The organism is Massilia luteola (assembly GCF_034420155.1).
GTDB lineage: Bacteria > Pseudomonadota > Gammaproteobacteria > Burkholderiales > Burkholderiaceae_D > Telluria > Telluria luteola.
Window position 1 is genome coordinate 56,778 of the sequence record NZ_JAXOFN010000001.1, and the last position, 15,611, is coordinate 72,388.

Below are 15,611 nucleotides of genomic sequence, written 5' to 3' on the forward strand. Positions count from 1 at the left end.
GGCACCGCGCCGCGTGCAACATCAGGCTCCGGCCTGGGACTGGAAGACAATCATGAAACAAAAAAACTGGTTCGGCGGTGTCCCGGAATGCTGGGCCTTGCTCGCCATCGCGGCCGCCGCACTACTGCCCTGGTATGGCGTGCCGGACGACTTCAACTGGCTGCGCGACTTCGGCGCGATCCTCCACGACGACACCGCGGCCAACGCCTGGATGCAGGCGGCCGCTTTCCAGCGTCCGTGGCTGTTCCTGCCCCTGGTCGCGCCGTTCGCAGCGCTGGGCGGCCTGTTCCTCGGCGCGCGCCGCGCGCAGGCTTTCGTATTGCTGGGCAGCGCCGGCGCGGGACTGGCCGGCATGCTCGGCGCCGGCTACGCGATCGGCCCGCAAGGCTGGGTGTGGCCTTCGCTGCAGTTGGGCGCGCTGGCGCTCCCGGTCGGCCAGTTCGGATTCGGCTGGGGCGCGACGATCGTGCTGCTGTCCCTGCTGGTGCTGCTGGGGGTCGGACTGGCCCGCCTCGGCTATTTCCAGGGTAACGAATTCGTCGCCGGCGCGGTCGTCCTGTGCGCCGCCGCGCTGATCCTGTTCATCGCGGCGCCGGTGCTCAAATCGCTGAGCGCCGCCCTGTTCGACGACGCCGGGCAGGTCAGCGCGACCGAGGCCTGGGCGCGCCTGTCCAGTGCGCGCGTGTGGAGCCTGCGCTGCGTCACCGGGGAACAAAGCTGCGGCGTGGCGTGGAATACGCTGGGCCTGGCATTGGCCACGGCCACCGGCACCACGATCCTCGGCACCCTGCTGGCGCTGCTCACCGAGCGCGCGCTGGTGCGCGCCAAGCCGCTGGTGCGCGTGATGTCGATCCTCCCCATCGTGACGCCGCCGTTCGTGGTGGGCCTGGGGCTGATCCTGCTGTTCGGACGCGCCGGACTCGTCAACGAGGCGTTGGAACAATTGTTTGGCTTGGAGCCCTCGCGCTGGTTCTACAGCGCCAAAGGGGTGTGGCTGGCGCAGATGATCGCGTTCACGCCGATCTCGTACCTGATGATGCGCGGCGTCACGCAAGCCATCGCGCCCACGCTCGAGGAGGCGGCGCAGACCCTGCGCGCCAGGCCGATGTACGCGTTCATCACCATCACGCTGCCGCTGCTCGGCCCGGGCCTGGCCAACGCCTTCCTGGTCGGCTTCATCGAATCGATGAGCGACTTCGGCAATCCGATCGTCGTGGGCGGCCAGTTCGCCGTGCTCTCGACCGAAATCTTCTTCGCGATCGTCGGCGCGCAGATCGATCCGGGCCGCGCCGCGTCGCTGGCCCTGATCCTCAGCGCGTTCGCGCTCGCCGTCTTCGTCCTCCAGCGCAAGGCGCTCGGCAAGGGCAGCTATACCAGCATGTCGGGCAAGGGCGACAACGGCATCCCGCCCGCGCTGCCGGCGCCGGTGCGGCGCGTCGCCATGGGCGTGGCGGTGCCATGGCTCGGCTTCACCGCCATCATCTACCTGTTCGCGTTCGCCGGCGGTTTCGTCAAGCTGTGGGGACGTGATTACAGCCTGACGTTCCAGCACTTCCACACCGCGTTCGGGATCGACTGGCACGGCGGCATCACGCTGACCGGCGCGGCGTGGCAGTCGCTGCTGACGACGGTGCGCCTGGCCGGCGCGGCGGCGCCCGTGACGGCCCTGTTCGGCCTGCTCGTCGCCTACCTGCTGGCCCGCGTCAAGTTCCGCGGACAAAACATCTTCGAGTTCGGCGCGCTGCTGGCCTTCGCGGTGCCGGGCACCGTGCTGGGCGTCGCCTACATCACGGCATTCAACGTGCCGCCGTTCGAACTGACCGGCACCGGCCTGATCATCATGGTGTGCTTCGTGTTCCGCAACCTGCCGGTCAGCATCCGCGCCGGCACGGCCGCCTTCAAGCAGATCGACAAGAGCCTCGACGAGGCATCGAGCATGCTGGGCGCGTCCACGCCGACCACCCTGCGCCGCATCATTCTTCCCCTGTTGCGCCCGGCGCTGGTGACGTCGCTCGTGTATTCGTTCGTGCGCGGCATGACGACCGTGTCGTCCGTGATCTTCCTGGTGAGCGCCGAAAACGAGCTGGCCACCACGTTCATCATCGGCCGCGTCGGCAACGGCGAGTACGGCGTGGCGCTGGCCTATTGCACGGTGCTGACGCTCATGATGCTCGCCGCCACCTGGGTCATCCAGTGGCTGGTCGGGGAGCGCTCGCTGGGACGCCGCAAGCGCCAGCAGGAGCAGCAGCAAGAGAAGGTGCAGGCAGCGCCGGTGATCTCATAACGAACAACAACGAGGAGCAATCATGAAGCCCGGAATCGAATTCAAGAACATCACCAAGGCCTACACCAAGGACGGCGCCCTGGCGGTCAAAGGCATCAATTTTACGGTGCCCAAGGGGACCCTGACGACGTTGCTCGGGCCGTCGGGCTGCGGCAAGACCACGACCTTGCGCATGATCGCCGGGCTGGAAAGCCCGAGCGGCGGCCAGATCCTGATCGACGGCGTCGACGTGACCACGCTGTCGGCGGCGGAGCGCAACGTCAGCCTGGTCTTCCAGAGCTACGCGCTGTTCCCGCACATGACTATTTTCGATAACGTCGCCTACGGCCTGAAGGTGGCCGGCGTGGACCGCGCGCGCACCAAAGAACGCGTCGACGTCGCGCTCGACACGGTGGGGTTGAAAGGCTTCGGCGCGCGCTGGCCGGGCGAGCTGTCCGGCGGGCAGCAGCAGCGCGTGGCGCTGGCGCGCGCCCTCGTGCTGGAGCCGGCCGTGCTGCTGTTCGACGAGCCGTTGTCCAACCTGGACGCGCGCCTGCGGCGCCAGATGCGCGACGAGATCCGCGCGTTGCAGCAGCGCCTGCAGCTGACCGTGGCCTACGTGACGCACGACCAGAGCGAAGCGCTGGCGGTGTCGGACCAGATCATCGTCATGCGCGACGGCCTGATCGCCCAGTCCGGCTCGCCATCGGACCTGTACGAACGTCCCAACAGCGAATTCGTGGCCGGTTTCATGGGCGAGGCCCTGCTGTTGCCGGCCAACGTGACCCATGGCGGCGAAGTGCACCTGGGCCCGCTGAGCTGGCGCGCGCCGGATGCGGTTCCGTCCGGACGCGCGCTCGTGGCGGTGCGGCCCGAGGCGTGGATGGTGGGCGACGCCGGCCAGTACGGGCTGGCGGCGAGGGTGCTGAAGGCCACGTACCTCGGCGGCTTCTACGAGTACACCGTGGCCACCGACATCGGCGAACTGTTCGTCGTCTGCCCCCACGTCGACCGGTCGCGCAACGTGGCCGACACGGTCAGCCTGGGCATGCACCAACGCGGCGTGTCGGTGCTGCGCGCGTGATGGCCCGCTGACATGCCGCCGGCACCGGGAGGACATACATGCGCACAATCGTCAATCTTCACATCGGCGCGCGGCTGGCGCTGGGTTTCGGCCTCGTCCTGTTGTGCGCCGGTGCCATGCTCGGCGTCGGGCTCGGCAACATGGGCGTACTGCAGAGCGATACCGAGCAAATCGTCGGCAGCCGGCTGGTCAGCCTGAACGGCGCGCTGCGGATGCGGCACGTGGGCGCGGAGATCGCGCTGAGCATGCGCCGGATCGCCGCGCCCACGGATGGAAAAGAGGGCAGCGACGCGGGCGCCGCGCTGGTGCGCCTGCTGGCCGACTACGACCGGGCCGAGCTGGCCTTGGAACACGCGGCGATCGATGCGGCCGCCCTGGCCGAGGTGCGCCGGCGCAAGGACGCGTTGATGCCGGTGGTGCGGACCATCCAGTCCACCGTCGCGGCGGGGAATATGTTCGACGCCGCCGTGATGCTGAAAGCCGATTTCGGCCCCAGGTACGCCGACTGGATCCGCGCGCTCGACACGTTGGCCGACGCCGAGCAGGGCGCCATGGCGCAGACGCGCGACCACTCGCGCACGCGCTACCGGACGGCGCAGATCCACATGCTCGGCGCCGGCCTGGCGATGCTGTTCCTCGGCGCCCTGTGTGCGGTGTACATCACGCGGTCGATCACGACGCCGCTGCGGCATGCGGCGCGTATCGCCGACACCATCGCCGGCGGCGATCTCGACGTGGCCATCGATACCGGCGGCAGGGACGAGGCCGGCCAGTTGATGCGGGCGCTGAAGCTCATGCAGCGCAACCTGTTCACGGCGATCGCGCAGATCACCGAGGGCAGCGAGCACGTGCTCGTGGCGTCGCGCGACATCGCCGCGGGCAACCTGAACCTGTCGGCGCGCACCGAACAGCAGACGGGCACGCTCCGCCAGACGACCGCCGCCATGGCGCGCCTCGAGGACACGGTCGGCGGCAATGCCGAGAACGCGCGGCAGGCGCGGGAATTGAGCACCGCCGCGTACGCCTGCGCGATGCGCGGCAGCGAAGTGGCCGCACGCGTATCGGACACGATGGGGTCGATCAAGGCGAGCTCGGACAAGATCGTCGACATCATCGCCGTGATCAATTCGATCGCCTTCCAGACCAATATCCTGGCCCTCAACGCGGCGGTCGAGGCGGCCCGCGCGGGCGAGGCCGGCCGCGGTTTCGCCGTGGTGGCGGCCGAGGTCCGGGAACTGGCACGGCGCTCGGCCGGGGCGGCGCTGGAGATCGATACGCTGATCCGCGGCTCGGTGACCCAGGTCGATGCCGGCCATGCGCTGGTCGGCGAAGCTGCCGTGACGATGGACCAGATCGTCAAGGCGGTGCGGCGCGTTGCCGAACTGGTCAGCCTGATCGCCACGGCCAGCGCCGAGCAGGGCGCGAGCATCGGCGGCATCAGCGTCGCGATCGACCACATGAACGGGATGACGCGGCAGAACGCGGCGCTCGTCGAGGAAGCGGCGGAGGCCGCGGAAAGTTTGCGCAAACAATCGGCCCGGCTGGTCGACGCCGTGGCCCGTTTCCATATGACCGGCGCGGACCGGACGACGACGGCGCCACCGCCCCGGATTGTGTCATCGAGATTAAGTTTGAATACCGACGATTATCCTGTCGCGGAATAAGTGCGGCATCGGCGAGTGACATGCATATTTGCCATCCGACAAAAAAAGATGTCAATATTATCTTGAGGAAGATGACGAATTTATATCCCTTGATATTTAATGGTATATACAAGGATAAATTATGGGGAGGGCAGAAATTATTCAGCCATCTAGGCAAGGACATTTCGCTGCGGACCCGTTGCGGCGAGTCCTGGGAGCTCAGTGGATTGCCATCGGACGATTCGGTGGTGAAACATGGCGCGCTGGCCGGGAGATCGCTTTCTGATTTACTGAGGGACTATCGGGAAATCCTTATCGGGAAATCCTTATATGCCCGTTTCGGTAATCGTTTTCCCCTGCTCGTCAAATTCATCGACGCGCAGGATGATTTATCGATCCAGGTGCATCCCGACGATGTGCTGGCCGGTATGCGACACGATTCGCCGGGGAAAACGGAAATGTGGTACGTGATCCAGGCCGATCCCGGCGCGACGCTGATTGCCGGTTTCAATCGGCCGGTCAGCGCGGCCCTGTGCCGGGACAGGTTCGCGACCGGTCGGATCGACGACCTCCTGAACCGGCATCCGGTCGCGGCCGGCGACGTGTTCTTCCTGCCCGCCGGCAGGGTCCACGCCATCGGAAAGGGCGTGCTGATCGCCGAGATCCAGCAGGCGTCCGACGTGACCTACCGCATCCACGACTACGGCCGCGTCGACGCGCACGGCCGCCGGCGCGCGCTGGAGACGGACAACGCCATCGCCGCGCTAGACGTGGGCGCCGATCAGGATTGCGGCATTCCATATCAGGAAATCCTGAATGGCCCGACCCGCCTCGTGCAGTGCCGGCACTTCACGACCGATCTATTGGCGTGTTCCGAAACGGTCGTGCGCAATTACGCCTTCGACTCGTTCGTGATCCATGTCTGCGTGCAGGGATCCTATGCGATCGATTATGGCCAGGGGCGCCTGGAAGTGCGTCGGGGCGACTGCGTGTTAATCCCCGCGGCAATTGAATCCGTCCATCTGGAAACCGAATCCGGATTCAAGTTACTGGAGTGTTTTATCGTTTAAGTTTTTCCGGTTTCCCTCATTTTGGGTCGAGCGCGGCCCGGTCCATTCCTATCGCTTTTACCGGCGAGGTCCATCCATTTTCCCAACAAAGCCGCTGCCGTGGCTGTGAAGCGTCATTCCATAAAAAGTACTGAGCTGTATCAAAAGTTCTTGTGAATTTTTTTCTGCTCGGGGTAGACTACGCACCGAATTAAATTGTTTCCTCGTTGAACATTTCTCGCTTCCGGGATCACCGTTACCTGGTCGATAGCGGAGCGGGATTGCGGCGAATGGCAAGCCGGTCGAATTCCGTGCAGCGTTATTTTGGGCGCGCTCCGTGCAGGCGTTCGACTGGTAACAAATGGTAGGAGACAGATTGATGTTTAGCGCTAACATTTCCTGCTCCGTGCGCAGGACGACCCATCGCGACGCATGCCGCATGCCGCATGGGGCGCCATCGAAGGGGGCTGCATGAGTTGTTTGCGACATCGAACGCTGGCGCTGGTCGCGGTGTCCACGCTGGCGACGTCGTTCTGGGCACCGGCCGCGCGTGCCGCGGTCCCGGCGGCCTGGAAGGACCACGGCTACGCGCTCGACACCGCCGGCATGCAGCTGCACCAGGTGCTCGAGCGGTTCGCCCGCGAGTACGGCGTGGACGTCGTGTCCGACGTGCCGGACCGGGCGGTGAAACGGGAAACCTTGCGCGCCGCGGGCGGCGGCGACCTGCTGGAGCGGCTGGCGCAGGCCTATCGCTTCCGCTGGTTCGTGTACGGCGACACGCTGCATGTCGTCCCGCGCGAAGACAATGTGTCGACGCGCCTCGACCTCGGCGCGAACGGCGTGCGGGACGCGAGGAGCGTGCTGGCCGGCGTGGGCCTGTTCGACAGCCGCTTCGGGTGGGTGGAGCTGCCGCGCGAAGGGGCCGTCGTCGTCAGCGGGCCGCGCGAGTACGTCCGGCTGGCGCGCGAGATCCTGTCGCCGGCCCGGTCCGGGGACGCCGCGGACGACATGCAGCCGATGGTGTTCCGCCTGAAGTACGCCGGCGCGACCGACCGCGTGATCGCCGCCCGCGGCAGGACGGAAACCATCCCGGGCATCAAGACGATCCTGTCGAACCTGCTGGTCGGGCCGGCAGCGCCGTCCCAGGCCGGGAACGCCGGCCGGCCGCGCATCGATGCCGACCCCTCGCTGAACGCCGTCATCATCCACGACTCGGCCGCCAGGCGCGCCATGTACCAGGCACTCATCGAGCAGCTCGACGTGCTGCCGCGCCAGATCGAAATCGATGCGCTGATCGTCGACGTCGACCGCGCCCGATTGCCCGGGCTGGTTGCCGGCGCGGCGCCGGCCGGGCCCGGGGCGACGCTGCTGGTCAACGACGCGGCCGGCCTGCTCGCCAGGCTGAAAGACCTGGAAGCCAGCGGCGCCGCGCGCATCGTCGCCACGCCGGGCGCGCTGACGCTGAACAACGTTGCCGCCGTGCTGGACCTGCGCCAGTCGCGGTATATCCCGCTGGTCGGCGAGCGGGTCGCCGACGTGGCCGAGGTGAGCGCCGGGACGCTGCTGCGGGTCGTTCCGCGCATCGTGGACGACGGCGGCGCCCGGGTGCGGCTGGACGTCGACATCGAGGACGGCAACCTGGGCAGCGGCGCCGACGCGCAGGTGACCCGCTCGACCCTCAGTGCGCTGGCCATCGTCGATTTGCGGCAGATGCTGATGATCGGCGGTTACGGGACGGAGGCGATGTCCGGCCACAAGGACGCGGCGGGCGCGCGGCGCGAGCGCCTGTACCTGATCACGCCGCGCCTGGCCGGCGGCGGCATGCCGGCGCTTGCGGCCGCCGGACCGGACGCGGCGCCGCAAGCGCAGCCGCAGCCGCAGCCGCAGCCGCAGCCGCCCGCGCCCGCGCAGGCCATGCTGTCCGCCCAGACGGCTCAGGCGGCACACGCAGCGCAGACAGCGCAGACGGCCCAGACGGCTCAGACGGCTCAGACGGCTCAGACGGCTCAGACGGCTCAGACGGCCCAGACGGCCCAGATGGCTCAGACGGCCCAGACGACCCAGACGGCACCGGCGGCACCGGCGGCGCCGGCACCCGTCGCCACCGCCGTCGTGCCGGTCCGTGCGGCGCCGGCCGCACCCCCGCCCGAGCCGACGTGGGCGGTGCTACAAAGCGATAAAACCCTGAACGGCACCCTGCAGCGGTGGGCCGCCGGCGCCGGCTGGCAACTGATGTGGGAACTGCCCGTCGACTACGCCGTCGCGGCGCGCACCGAACTGCACGGTTCCTTCGCCGACGCCGTCGGCATGGTCGTGAAGGGCATGGAGGGCGCGAACGTACCGATGAAGGCGATTTTCTACGACGGCAACAAAGTGCTGCGGATCGTTGCGAAAGGAAGCGAACCATGATGACCACGCGCTTGTGTGCGGTAGTACCCCTGCTCCTGCTGTCGGCATGCGGCGGCATGTCGGCCAGGCTGGACAAGAAGATCGACGACACCGGCGGCCAGGTGGCCACCCTCGTCAGGGACACCGGCCATACCGCGAACGGCATCGTGGCGAAGACGCCGTCGCCGGTCAGGCACGAATCCGGCATCTGGCTGGGCAAGGACGTCGTCAAGCTGGGCCAGCCCGCGTTGCCGAAGATTTTTTACGAGAACGCGGTGTTCGACAAGACGGTCGCGTCGCTGCCCGAGCTGGCGGAACGGATCGGCGTGCGCACCGGCCTGCCGGTGAAGGTGACGCCCGATGCGCTTGAAGTGGCCGCGACCATGCGCGGCGCGGCGTCGCCCTCGGGTCGTGCCGTGCCCCTGCCGCCGGGCGGCGTGCCGCCGGCCCCGTCGGCCCCGTCGGCCGCGCGCGATGGCGGTGTCCGCATCTACTACACGAACGGCAACCTGCGCGGCCTGCTCGACACGGCGGCGGCGCGCTTCGGCGTGTCGTGGAAATATGCCGACGGCGCGATCCAGTTCTTCCATACGGATTCGCGCACCTTCCAGATCAACACGCTGCCCGGCGATTCGACGTTCAACGCCAGCGTCACCAGCGGCGCCACGTCGAGCCCGGGATCGAGCGCCGGCGGCGCCGCCGCGGGGGCGGGCGGCGGCGCGGGAACGACGAACGGCGTCACCGCCAACAACAGCCAGAACACGGCGGTGGCGTCCAAGCTGTCGGTCTACGGCAGCATCGAAAGCGTGATCAAGGCCATGTTGTCGAGCTATGGCAAGGTCGTCATCTCGCCCGCGACCGGATCGATCACGGTGGTCGACACGCCCGACTCGCTGGACCGGGTGGCCGCGTACATCGACAACGAGAACAAGACCCTCGAGCGCCAGGTGGTCATCAACGTGACCGTCCTGTCGGTCAGCCTGAACGACAGCGAGGACTACGGCATCAACTGGAACCTGGTGTACACCACGCTGCGCCAGAAGTACGGGTTGTCCGGCGGGGTGCCGGCCGGGCTGGACGCGAACCGCGTCTTCGCCGGCATCGTGGGCGATTCGCGCTTCGCGGGCAGCACGGCGATCATCGACGCGCTGTCGAAGCAGGGCAAGGTGCGGCGCCAGACCACCGCGTCGGTGATCACCTTGAACAACCAGGTGGTGCCGCTGCAGGTGGCCAAGCAGACCTCCTACCTGCAGCAGTCGCAGACGACGGTGGTGCCCCAGGTCGGCACCACGACGACGCTGATCCCGGGCACCGTCACGTCGGGCTTCAACATGAGCATCCTGCCGCATGTGCTGGCCAACGGCACGGTGCTGCTGCAATTCTCGACCGACATCTCGGCCCTGAACGCCATCCGCGAAGTGCAGAGCGGTACCAGCAAGATCGAAACGCCGGAGATCGATACCCGCAACTTCCTGCAGCGCGTGGCGATGAAATCGAACGAGACGCTGATCATCAGCGGGTTCGAGCAGACCGACGACAACCTCGACCGCCAGGGCGTGGGCAGCGCACGCAACGCCGCGCTCGGCGGCAACCTGAAGGCGGCCAGCGCCAAGGAATCGATCGTCATCCTGATCACGCCCACCACGGTCGGCTCCTGACGCGAAGCGATCCGGCATCATGGCCATCCACATCATCCAGATCGACAAGCACCGGTTCGTGTGCGGCCTGTTCTGGCAGTCGCTGTCGCGGCCGCGCGAACTGGCCAGGGAGGCGCGCGAACTGGGCGCGAAGATCGATTCCGACCTGTACGTGCTGCGCACCGACCAGTCGACCGCGCAGGCCGGCTTCGGCCAGAGCGCGGACGGGGCGCGCCGGGGCATGTTCTCGCTGGGCGCGATCATCTCGAAGACCTTGGCGCTCGAGGGCGCGTTCTATGACGGCGACAAGCAGCGGGTCCATAACTGGCTCGCCGCGCTCAGGCTGCCCGACGGTATGTGGGCCTATTTCGCGGCGCGCGACGCGAACTTCCTCCCCAACGGCGACTTCGCCGGCACCCGCGAGGAAGTCATGGAGCGCCTGCACGGCGACTACGGCCTGGGCGGCTGGAACGTCGTCCTCGGCGACGCCGAACTGGCCGACTACGGTTTCCACAATTTCGAAGCGCGCACCATCGAGAGCTTCATCCCGCACCGCAAGGACGGGCGCATCCGCGCGCACCGCTGGTGGGGCCTGCAACCGGTGCGCACCCGGCGCAACCATTGGCCGTGGCTCGCGGCGGCCCTCGTCGTGCTGGCGCTCGCCGGGGGCTGGGGCTATCTGCAGCGCGTGCGGCGCCAGCAGGCCGAGCAACTGGCCGAGGAGGCGCGCCGCGCCGAGCGCCAGCACGTGCTGCAGCGCGCGGCGCCGTCCGTGCAGCCGCCGCCGTGGGGCGGCAAGCCCAAGCCGGCGAGCCTGGCCAGGGCCTGCGTGGACAAGCTGGGCTTCCTGGCGGCCGGGGGCTGGCTGCTCGACGAGTACGTCTGCACCGGCGACAAGGTCAGTTATGCGTGGTCGCGCCACGGTTCCACGCTGGCGCTGCTGCGTGCCGAGGTGCCGGACGCCGTGTTCGACCTGAACGGCGAGAAGGCCAGCCTTGCCGTGCCGCTCCGGCTCGCACGGGACGCGCCCGAGGCGCTGCTCGACCGCAAGGAATTGATGGAACCGATCATCTCCGAGATGCAACACATTGGCATCGGTTTCAAGATCGCCGGCCTGCCGCCGTCCGCGGCGCAGCGAGCGCCCGCGGCGACGCCGCAGGCGCCGGCGCCGCGCTGGCAGGCGTATTCGTTCAGCTGCGACTGCCGGGCGCTGGCGCCGACGGCGGTGGCGGGGTTGCTCGACCGGCCCGGCGTGCGTATCGACCGGATCGCTTACCGGACAGGTCAATGGTCAATCGAAGGAGTCATGTATGTCAAATAAGTCCCTTTGCTGCGCGGTGCTCGTATCGATGCTCGGTTGCGCGCACGCCCACGCCGATCCCACCGCCGAAAAGCTGAGCCGGATCGAAGGCGAGACGCTGCTGCTGAAGGCGCGCGAACGCCAGCTGGACGTACAGGGCAGCATCCTCATGAAGCAGAACCAGATCGCCGCGATCCAGGCGGCCACCAGCGCGCTCACGCATACGCCCGGCGCGGGCGATCCGCAGGTGCGCAGCGTGGAGGGGATCGGGCGCGCGGTGTTCGCGACGCTGCAGCTGGGCGACGGCGCCGTCATCGAGGTGCAGCCCGGCGACATGCTGCCGAAAGGGATGCAGGTGGTGTCGATCGCGCCGGGCAACGTGATCGTCAGGAAGGGCCGGCAGCGGGTCCGCCTCGCGCGGGCGGCGCCGCAGCCGCAATCGGGTCCCGCCCTGCCGCCGGTGCCCGCCGTCCCCGGCCCGCCGCCGGGCATGCCCGCGGGGGTGGTGCGATGAACCTGCTCGCGGTGGACCGGACGGAACAGCGCGCCGCCGGGCGCGGCGAGCAGCAGGCCGGTGCCTGCGACATCGGCACGGCCGTCGTCCTGAGCAGCGCGGGCACGTTCGAGGCCAGCGCCGAGGAGCGCAAGCTGCTCTGCCTGCTGAGCGATGGCCGCCTGCTCGTCGCCGATGGGCAAAGCCTCAACCGCCACGTGGTGTCGTATATCGGGCGGCTGGAAAAGATGCGCCGGCCGTTCCAGGTGACGTTCGCCCGGATCGAGGTCATCGCCCGCGCCTACCAGGGCGGCGGCGCGGGCGCGCAACCGCAGCACGAACACTCGCTCATGCAGGTGACGGCCAAGGACCTGCTCAACCGGGCCTGCCTGGCGCGCGCGTCCGACGTCCATATCCGCGTCCGCAAGGATTGCACCGAAACCTGGTTCCGCATTCACAACGACCTGGTGCCGAAAGGCGTCCAGACGCGCGAATACGGCGAGCGCCTGCTGGCGACGCTGTACGGCGCGATGACCTCCGTGTCCGACAATTCGTACAAGCCGATGGAGCGCCAGGACGCGGCGATTTCCGACCGCGACAAGCTGCCGCCCAGGCTGTACGGCGTGCGCATCGCCACCGCGCCCACCAGCGAAGGCGCGGTCATGGTGCTGCGCCTGCTGTACAACGACGCCGGCGACAACGTCGACCTGCGTCCGCTCGGCTTCAGCGACATCCACGCCGGCCTGCTCCAGCAGATCAAGGAACAGCCGGTCGGCATGAACATCATCAGCGGTCCCACCGGCTCGGGCAAGTCGACGACCCTGCAGCGCATCCTGACGGGCGAAATCATCGAGGCGGGCGGCAAGCTGCACGTGCTGACCGTCGAAGACCCCGTGGAATACCCGATCGAGGGCGCGGTGCAGACGGCCGTGACGAATGCCGGCACGGAAGCCGACCGCGCGCGCCAGTTCTCGGCGGCGATCTCGAATGCGATGCGGCTCGATCCGGACGTCATCATGATCGGCGAGATCCGCGACGCCGCGTCCGCGCAGAACGCGCTGCGCGCATCGATGACGGGCCACCAGGTGTGGACGACGGTGCACGCCAACAGCGCGCTGGCGATCGTCGACCGGCTGGTCGACCTGGGCCTGCCGTTGAGCCTCGTCGCCGACCACACGATCATCACGAGCCTGATCAGCCAGCGCCTCGTCAAGGTATTGTGCCCGCACTGCAGCCTGCCGCTGGCGGACGTGCCGGACGCGCTGCCGCCGGCGCTGTACGCCCGCGTCCGGCAAGCGGTCGGCAGCGCGCTGCCGCGGGTGCGCGTGACCGGCGCCGGCTGCGAGCATTGCGCCATGCATGGCACGGTGGGGCGGTCGGTGCTGGCGGAAGTCATCGTGCCGGACGATCAGTTCTTCAGGTTCATCCGGGCCGGCGACAAATGCGCGGCGGTCGCCTACTGGCTCGGGCACCTGGACGGGCGCACCATGCTGGGACATGCGATCGACAAGGTCGCGGCCGGCCAGATCGATCCGCGCATGGCGGAAAAAGTGGTCGGCCATCTCGCGGCGCCGGCGTCCCGGCCGGAGGCGATCCATGCGGATTGACGTCACCCGCGCATGGGCGAAGACCCAGTTCCCGGCGGCGGCGCGCGTGCGCCTGTACCGCAAGATCGCCAAGATGCTCACCAACGGCCTGCCTTTGCTGCGGATCCTGGAAGTCTTGCGCGAACGCGCGTCGGACAACGGCCGCAAGCCGCAGGAGCCGCTGGCGATCGTGCTCGACGACTGCCGCCGGCAGGTGCAGAACGGCCGCATGCTGTCGGAAAGCCTGGAAGGCTGGGCGCCCCGGCCCGAGCGCATGATCCTGCTGGCGGGCGAACAGTCCGGCAACGTCGAGGCCGCGCTGCTGGCCGTCGTCGACGTGGTGCAGGCGCAGCAGCGCATCCAGGCGGTCATCGTCGGCGGGCTCGTCTACCCGAGCTCGATCCTGGCGCTGATCCTCGGCTACGTCTACCTGTTCGGCACCCGGGTGATCCCCGAGTTCACCCGCATCACCGACCCGACGACCTGGCATGGCCCGGCCCGGTCGCTGTACCTCATGTCCGAGGTGGTCCAGCACTGGATGTTCGCCATCGTCGGCGCGCTGGTGCTCGTCGTGGGCGGCATCGCCGCGGCGCTGCCGCGCTGGCGCGGCAACCTGCGCGTGTTCGCCGATCGCTTTGCGCCGTTCTCGATCTACCGGCTGGTCGTGGGCAGCGGCTTCCTGCTGGCGTTCTCGGCCCTGCAGACGGCCGGCGTCACGGTCGAGAAGTCGCTCAGCCGCCTGTCCGACATGGCCGATCCCTGGCTGCGCGAACGCCTCGACGGCGCGCTGCTGGGGGTGCGCTCCGGCCTCAACTGCGGCGAAGCCATGCGCAACGCCGGCTACGGTTTCCCGTCGGCCGAAGTGATCGACGACCTGTGCGTGTACGCCGAGTTCCGCGGATTCGGCGAAGCGCTCAAGGTGCTGGCCGACGAATGGCGGGACGAGGGTATCGAACAGATTTCCAATCAAATGAAGATCCTGAACGGCGTCGCCATCCTCGTGATGGCGGCCGTGATCGGCTGGCTGGTGACGGGCTTTTTTGGCATCCAGCACGAAATCGCAACGATGACACGCGCAGTACATTGATTCCAACACAAGGAGATACGACATGATTGCTACCATGCCCCAACGCCGTGCCCGCCTCGCCCGCCTGCAGCGCCAGCGCGGCGCCTCGCTGCTGGAAGCCATCGCCTACCTGGGCGTCGCCGCACTCGTGGTGCTCGCCGCGGTATCGCTGCTGCAGAACGCCTTCGGCAGCGCGCGGTCGAACCAGACCACGGAAGAGATCACGGGCTTGCGCACCAACGTGCGCAAGATGTATGCGGGCCAGCCGTACAACGACACCGCCATGTTGGCCAACCTGGTCACCGCGAAGGCCATACCCGGTACGCTGTCGGTCGCCAGCGACGGCAAGACGATCAACAACACGTGGGGCGGCACCGTGACCCCGGCGTCGGCGGACGCGGCCACGTTCGCCATCACCTACACCAAGGTACCGCAGGACGTGTGCATGAACGTCGTCAGCGGCGCGACCGGCTGGACCCGCATCGCCGGCGCGTCCGACGCGACGCCGATCTCGGCATTCCCCGCCGCCGCGGCCGACGCCGCGGCCCTGTGCAACGCGGCGTCGAACACGATCGTATTCACGGCGGACTGAGCCGATTAAATGTGGGCTGTCCTGATCGTCGTCTTCGCGGTCGCGCTGGGTGGCTGGTACGGCTGGCCGGCCGAGCAGGGGCGCGCGGCCGTGGTCCGGCAGCAGGCCAGCGAGGATGCCGGGAGCATGGGGATCTACCGCGAGGCGGTGATGGCCTGGTTCAAGGCCAACGACGTCACCGATACCAGCGTGAGCCTGGCCGACCTGAAGCTGGCCGGCGTGCTGCCGGCGTGGTCCAGGCTGGCGACTGGCGCGACGGCCGCGGCCTGGACGAATTACCGCGACACGGCGGGGCAGATTTACATCTTCCCCGCCGCGGCGGGCACCCGGCCGATCGTCGCGGAACTGTTGGCGCTGTCGCGCAACTCACTCAACGTCGGCATCTACCGGGCGGCCGACCATACCCTGGTGTCCCCGGTGGACGGGACGCGCATCGCGCTCCCGCCGCTGGGCGGCGCCGTGATCCCGGACGGCGCGCCGGTGTGGCTGGCGCCGGTGGGCTGCGATTGA

General features: G+C 68.2%; 12 protein-coding genes. All 12 read left to right on the forward strand.

From position 1 onward, the window contains the following. The first annotated feature begins 52 nt into the window (after positions 1-52). The 12 genes from U9J41_RS00330 (at position 53) to pilM (ending at position 15,611) form a co-directional block, all read left to right on the forward strand. Entirely contained in the window at positions 53-2,284 is a 2,232-nt protein-coding gene (locus tag U9J41_RS00330) for an ABC transporter permease (protein ID WP_322399614.1), read from the forward strand. 22 nt (positions 2,285-2,306) lie between these two features. Beyond that, positions 2,307-3,347, forward strand: a complete 1,041-nt coding sequence (locus U9J41_RS00335; RefSeq protein WP_322399615.1) for an ABC transporter ATP-binding protein — start codon at positions 2,307-2,309, stop codon at positions 3,345-3,347. A gap of 38 nt (positions 3,348-3,385) precedes the next feature. Beyond that, positions 3,386-5,011 carry a methyl-accepting chemotaxis protein gene (locus U9J41_RS00340; protein WP_322399616.1) on the forward strand — a complete coding sequence of 542 codons (1,626 nt, stop codon included), beginning with the start codon at positions 3,386-3,388 and terminating at the stop codon, positions 5,009-5,011. Positions 5,012-5,031: 20 nt separating this feature from the next. Beyond that, positions 5,032-6,060, forward strand: a complete 1,029-nt coding sequence (locus U9J41_RS00345; protein ID WP_322399617.1) for a type I phosphomannose isomerase catalytic subunit — start codon at positions 5,032-5,034, stop codon at positions 6,058-6,060. Positions 6,061-6,519: 459 nt separating this feature from the next. Beyond that, positions 6,520-8,448, forward strand: a complete 1,929-nt coding sequence (sctC, locus tag U9J41_RS00350) for a type III secretion system outer membrane ring subunit SctC (RefSeq protein WP_322399618.1) — start codon at positions 6,520-6,522, stop codon at positions 8,446-8,448. After that, positions 8,445-10,085, forward strand: a complete 1,641-nt coding sequence (gene pilN / locus U9J41_RS00355; protein WP_322399619.1) for a PilN family type IVB pilus formation outer membrane protein — start codon at positions 8,445-8,447, stop codon at positions 10,083-10,085. Before sctC ends, pilN begins: the two co-directional genes overlap by 4 nt. Before the next feature lie 19 nt (positions 10,086-10,104). Next, positions 10,105-11,385: a type 4b pilus protein PilO2 gene (pilO2, locus tag U9J41_RS00360; protein ID WP_322399620.1), complete on the forward strand. Its 1,281-nt coding sequence runs from the start codon at positions 10,105-10,107 to the stop codon at positions 11,383-11,385. Beyond that, positions 11,375-11,878 (forward strand): type IV pilus biogenesis protein PilP, encoded by a 504-nt coding sequence (gene pilP, locus U9J41_RS00365; RefSeq protein WP_322399621.1) that lies wholly within the window; start codon positions 11,375-11,377, stop codon positions 11,876-11,878. Before pilO2 ends, pilP begins: the two co-directional genes overlap by 11 nt. Beyond that, a complete protein-coding gene (locus tag U9J41_RS00370) occupies positions 11,875-13,464 on the forward strand; it encodes a GspE/PulE family protein (protein WP_322399622.1) in 1,590 nt (529 codons plus the stop codon). Before pilP ends, U9J41_RS00370 begins: the two co-directional genes overlap by 4 nt. Beyond that, positions 13,454-14,530: a type II secretion system F family protein gene (locus tag U9J41_RS00375; protein WP_322399623.1), complete on the forward strand. Its 1,077-nt coding sequence runs from the start codon at positions 13,454-13,456 to the stop codon at positions 14,528-14,530. The genes U9J41_RS00370 and U9J41_RS00375 overlap by 11 nt, the downstream gene beginning before the upstream one ends. A 22-nt stretch (positions 14,531-14,552) precedes the next feature. Further along, positions 14,553-15,101, forward strand: coding sequence for a type 4 pilus major pilin (locus U9J41_RS00380; RefSeq protein WP_322399624.1), 549 nt, complete (start codon positions 14,553-14,555; stop codon positions 15,099-15,101). 9 nt (positions 15,102-15,110) lie between these two features. Further along, complete coding sequence (gene pilM, locus U9J41_RS00385; protein ID WP_322399625.1) at positions 15,111-15,611, forward strand: type IV pilus biogenesis protein PilM; 501 nt, start codon at positions 15,111-15,113, stop codon at positions 15,609-15,611.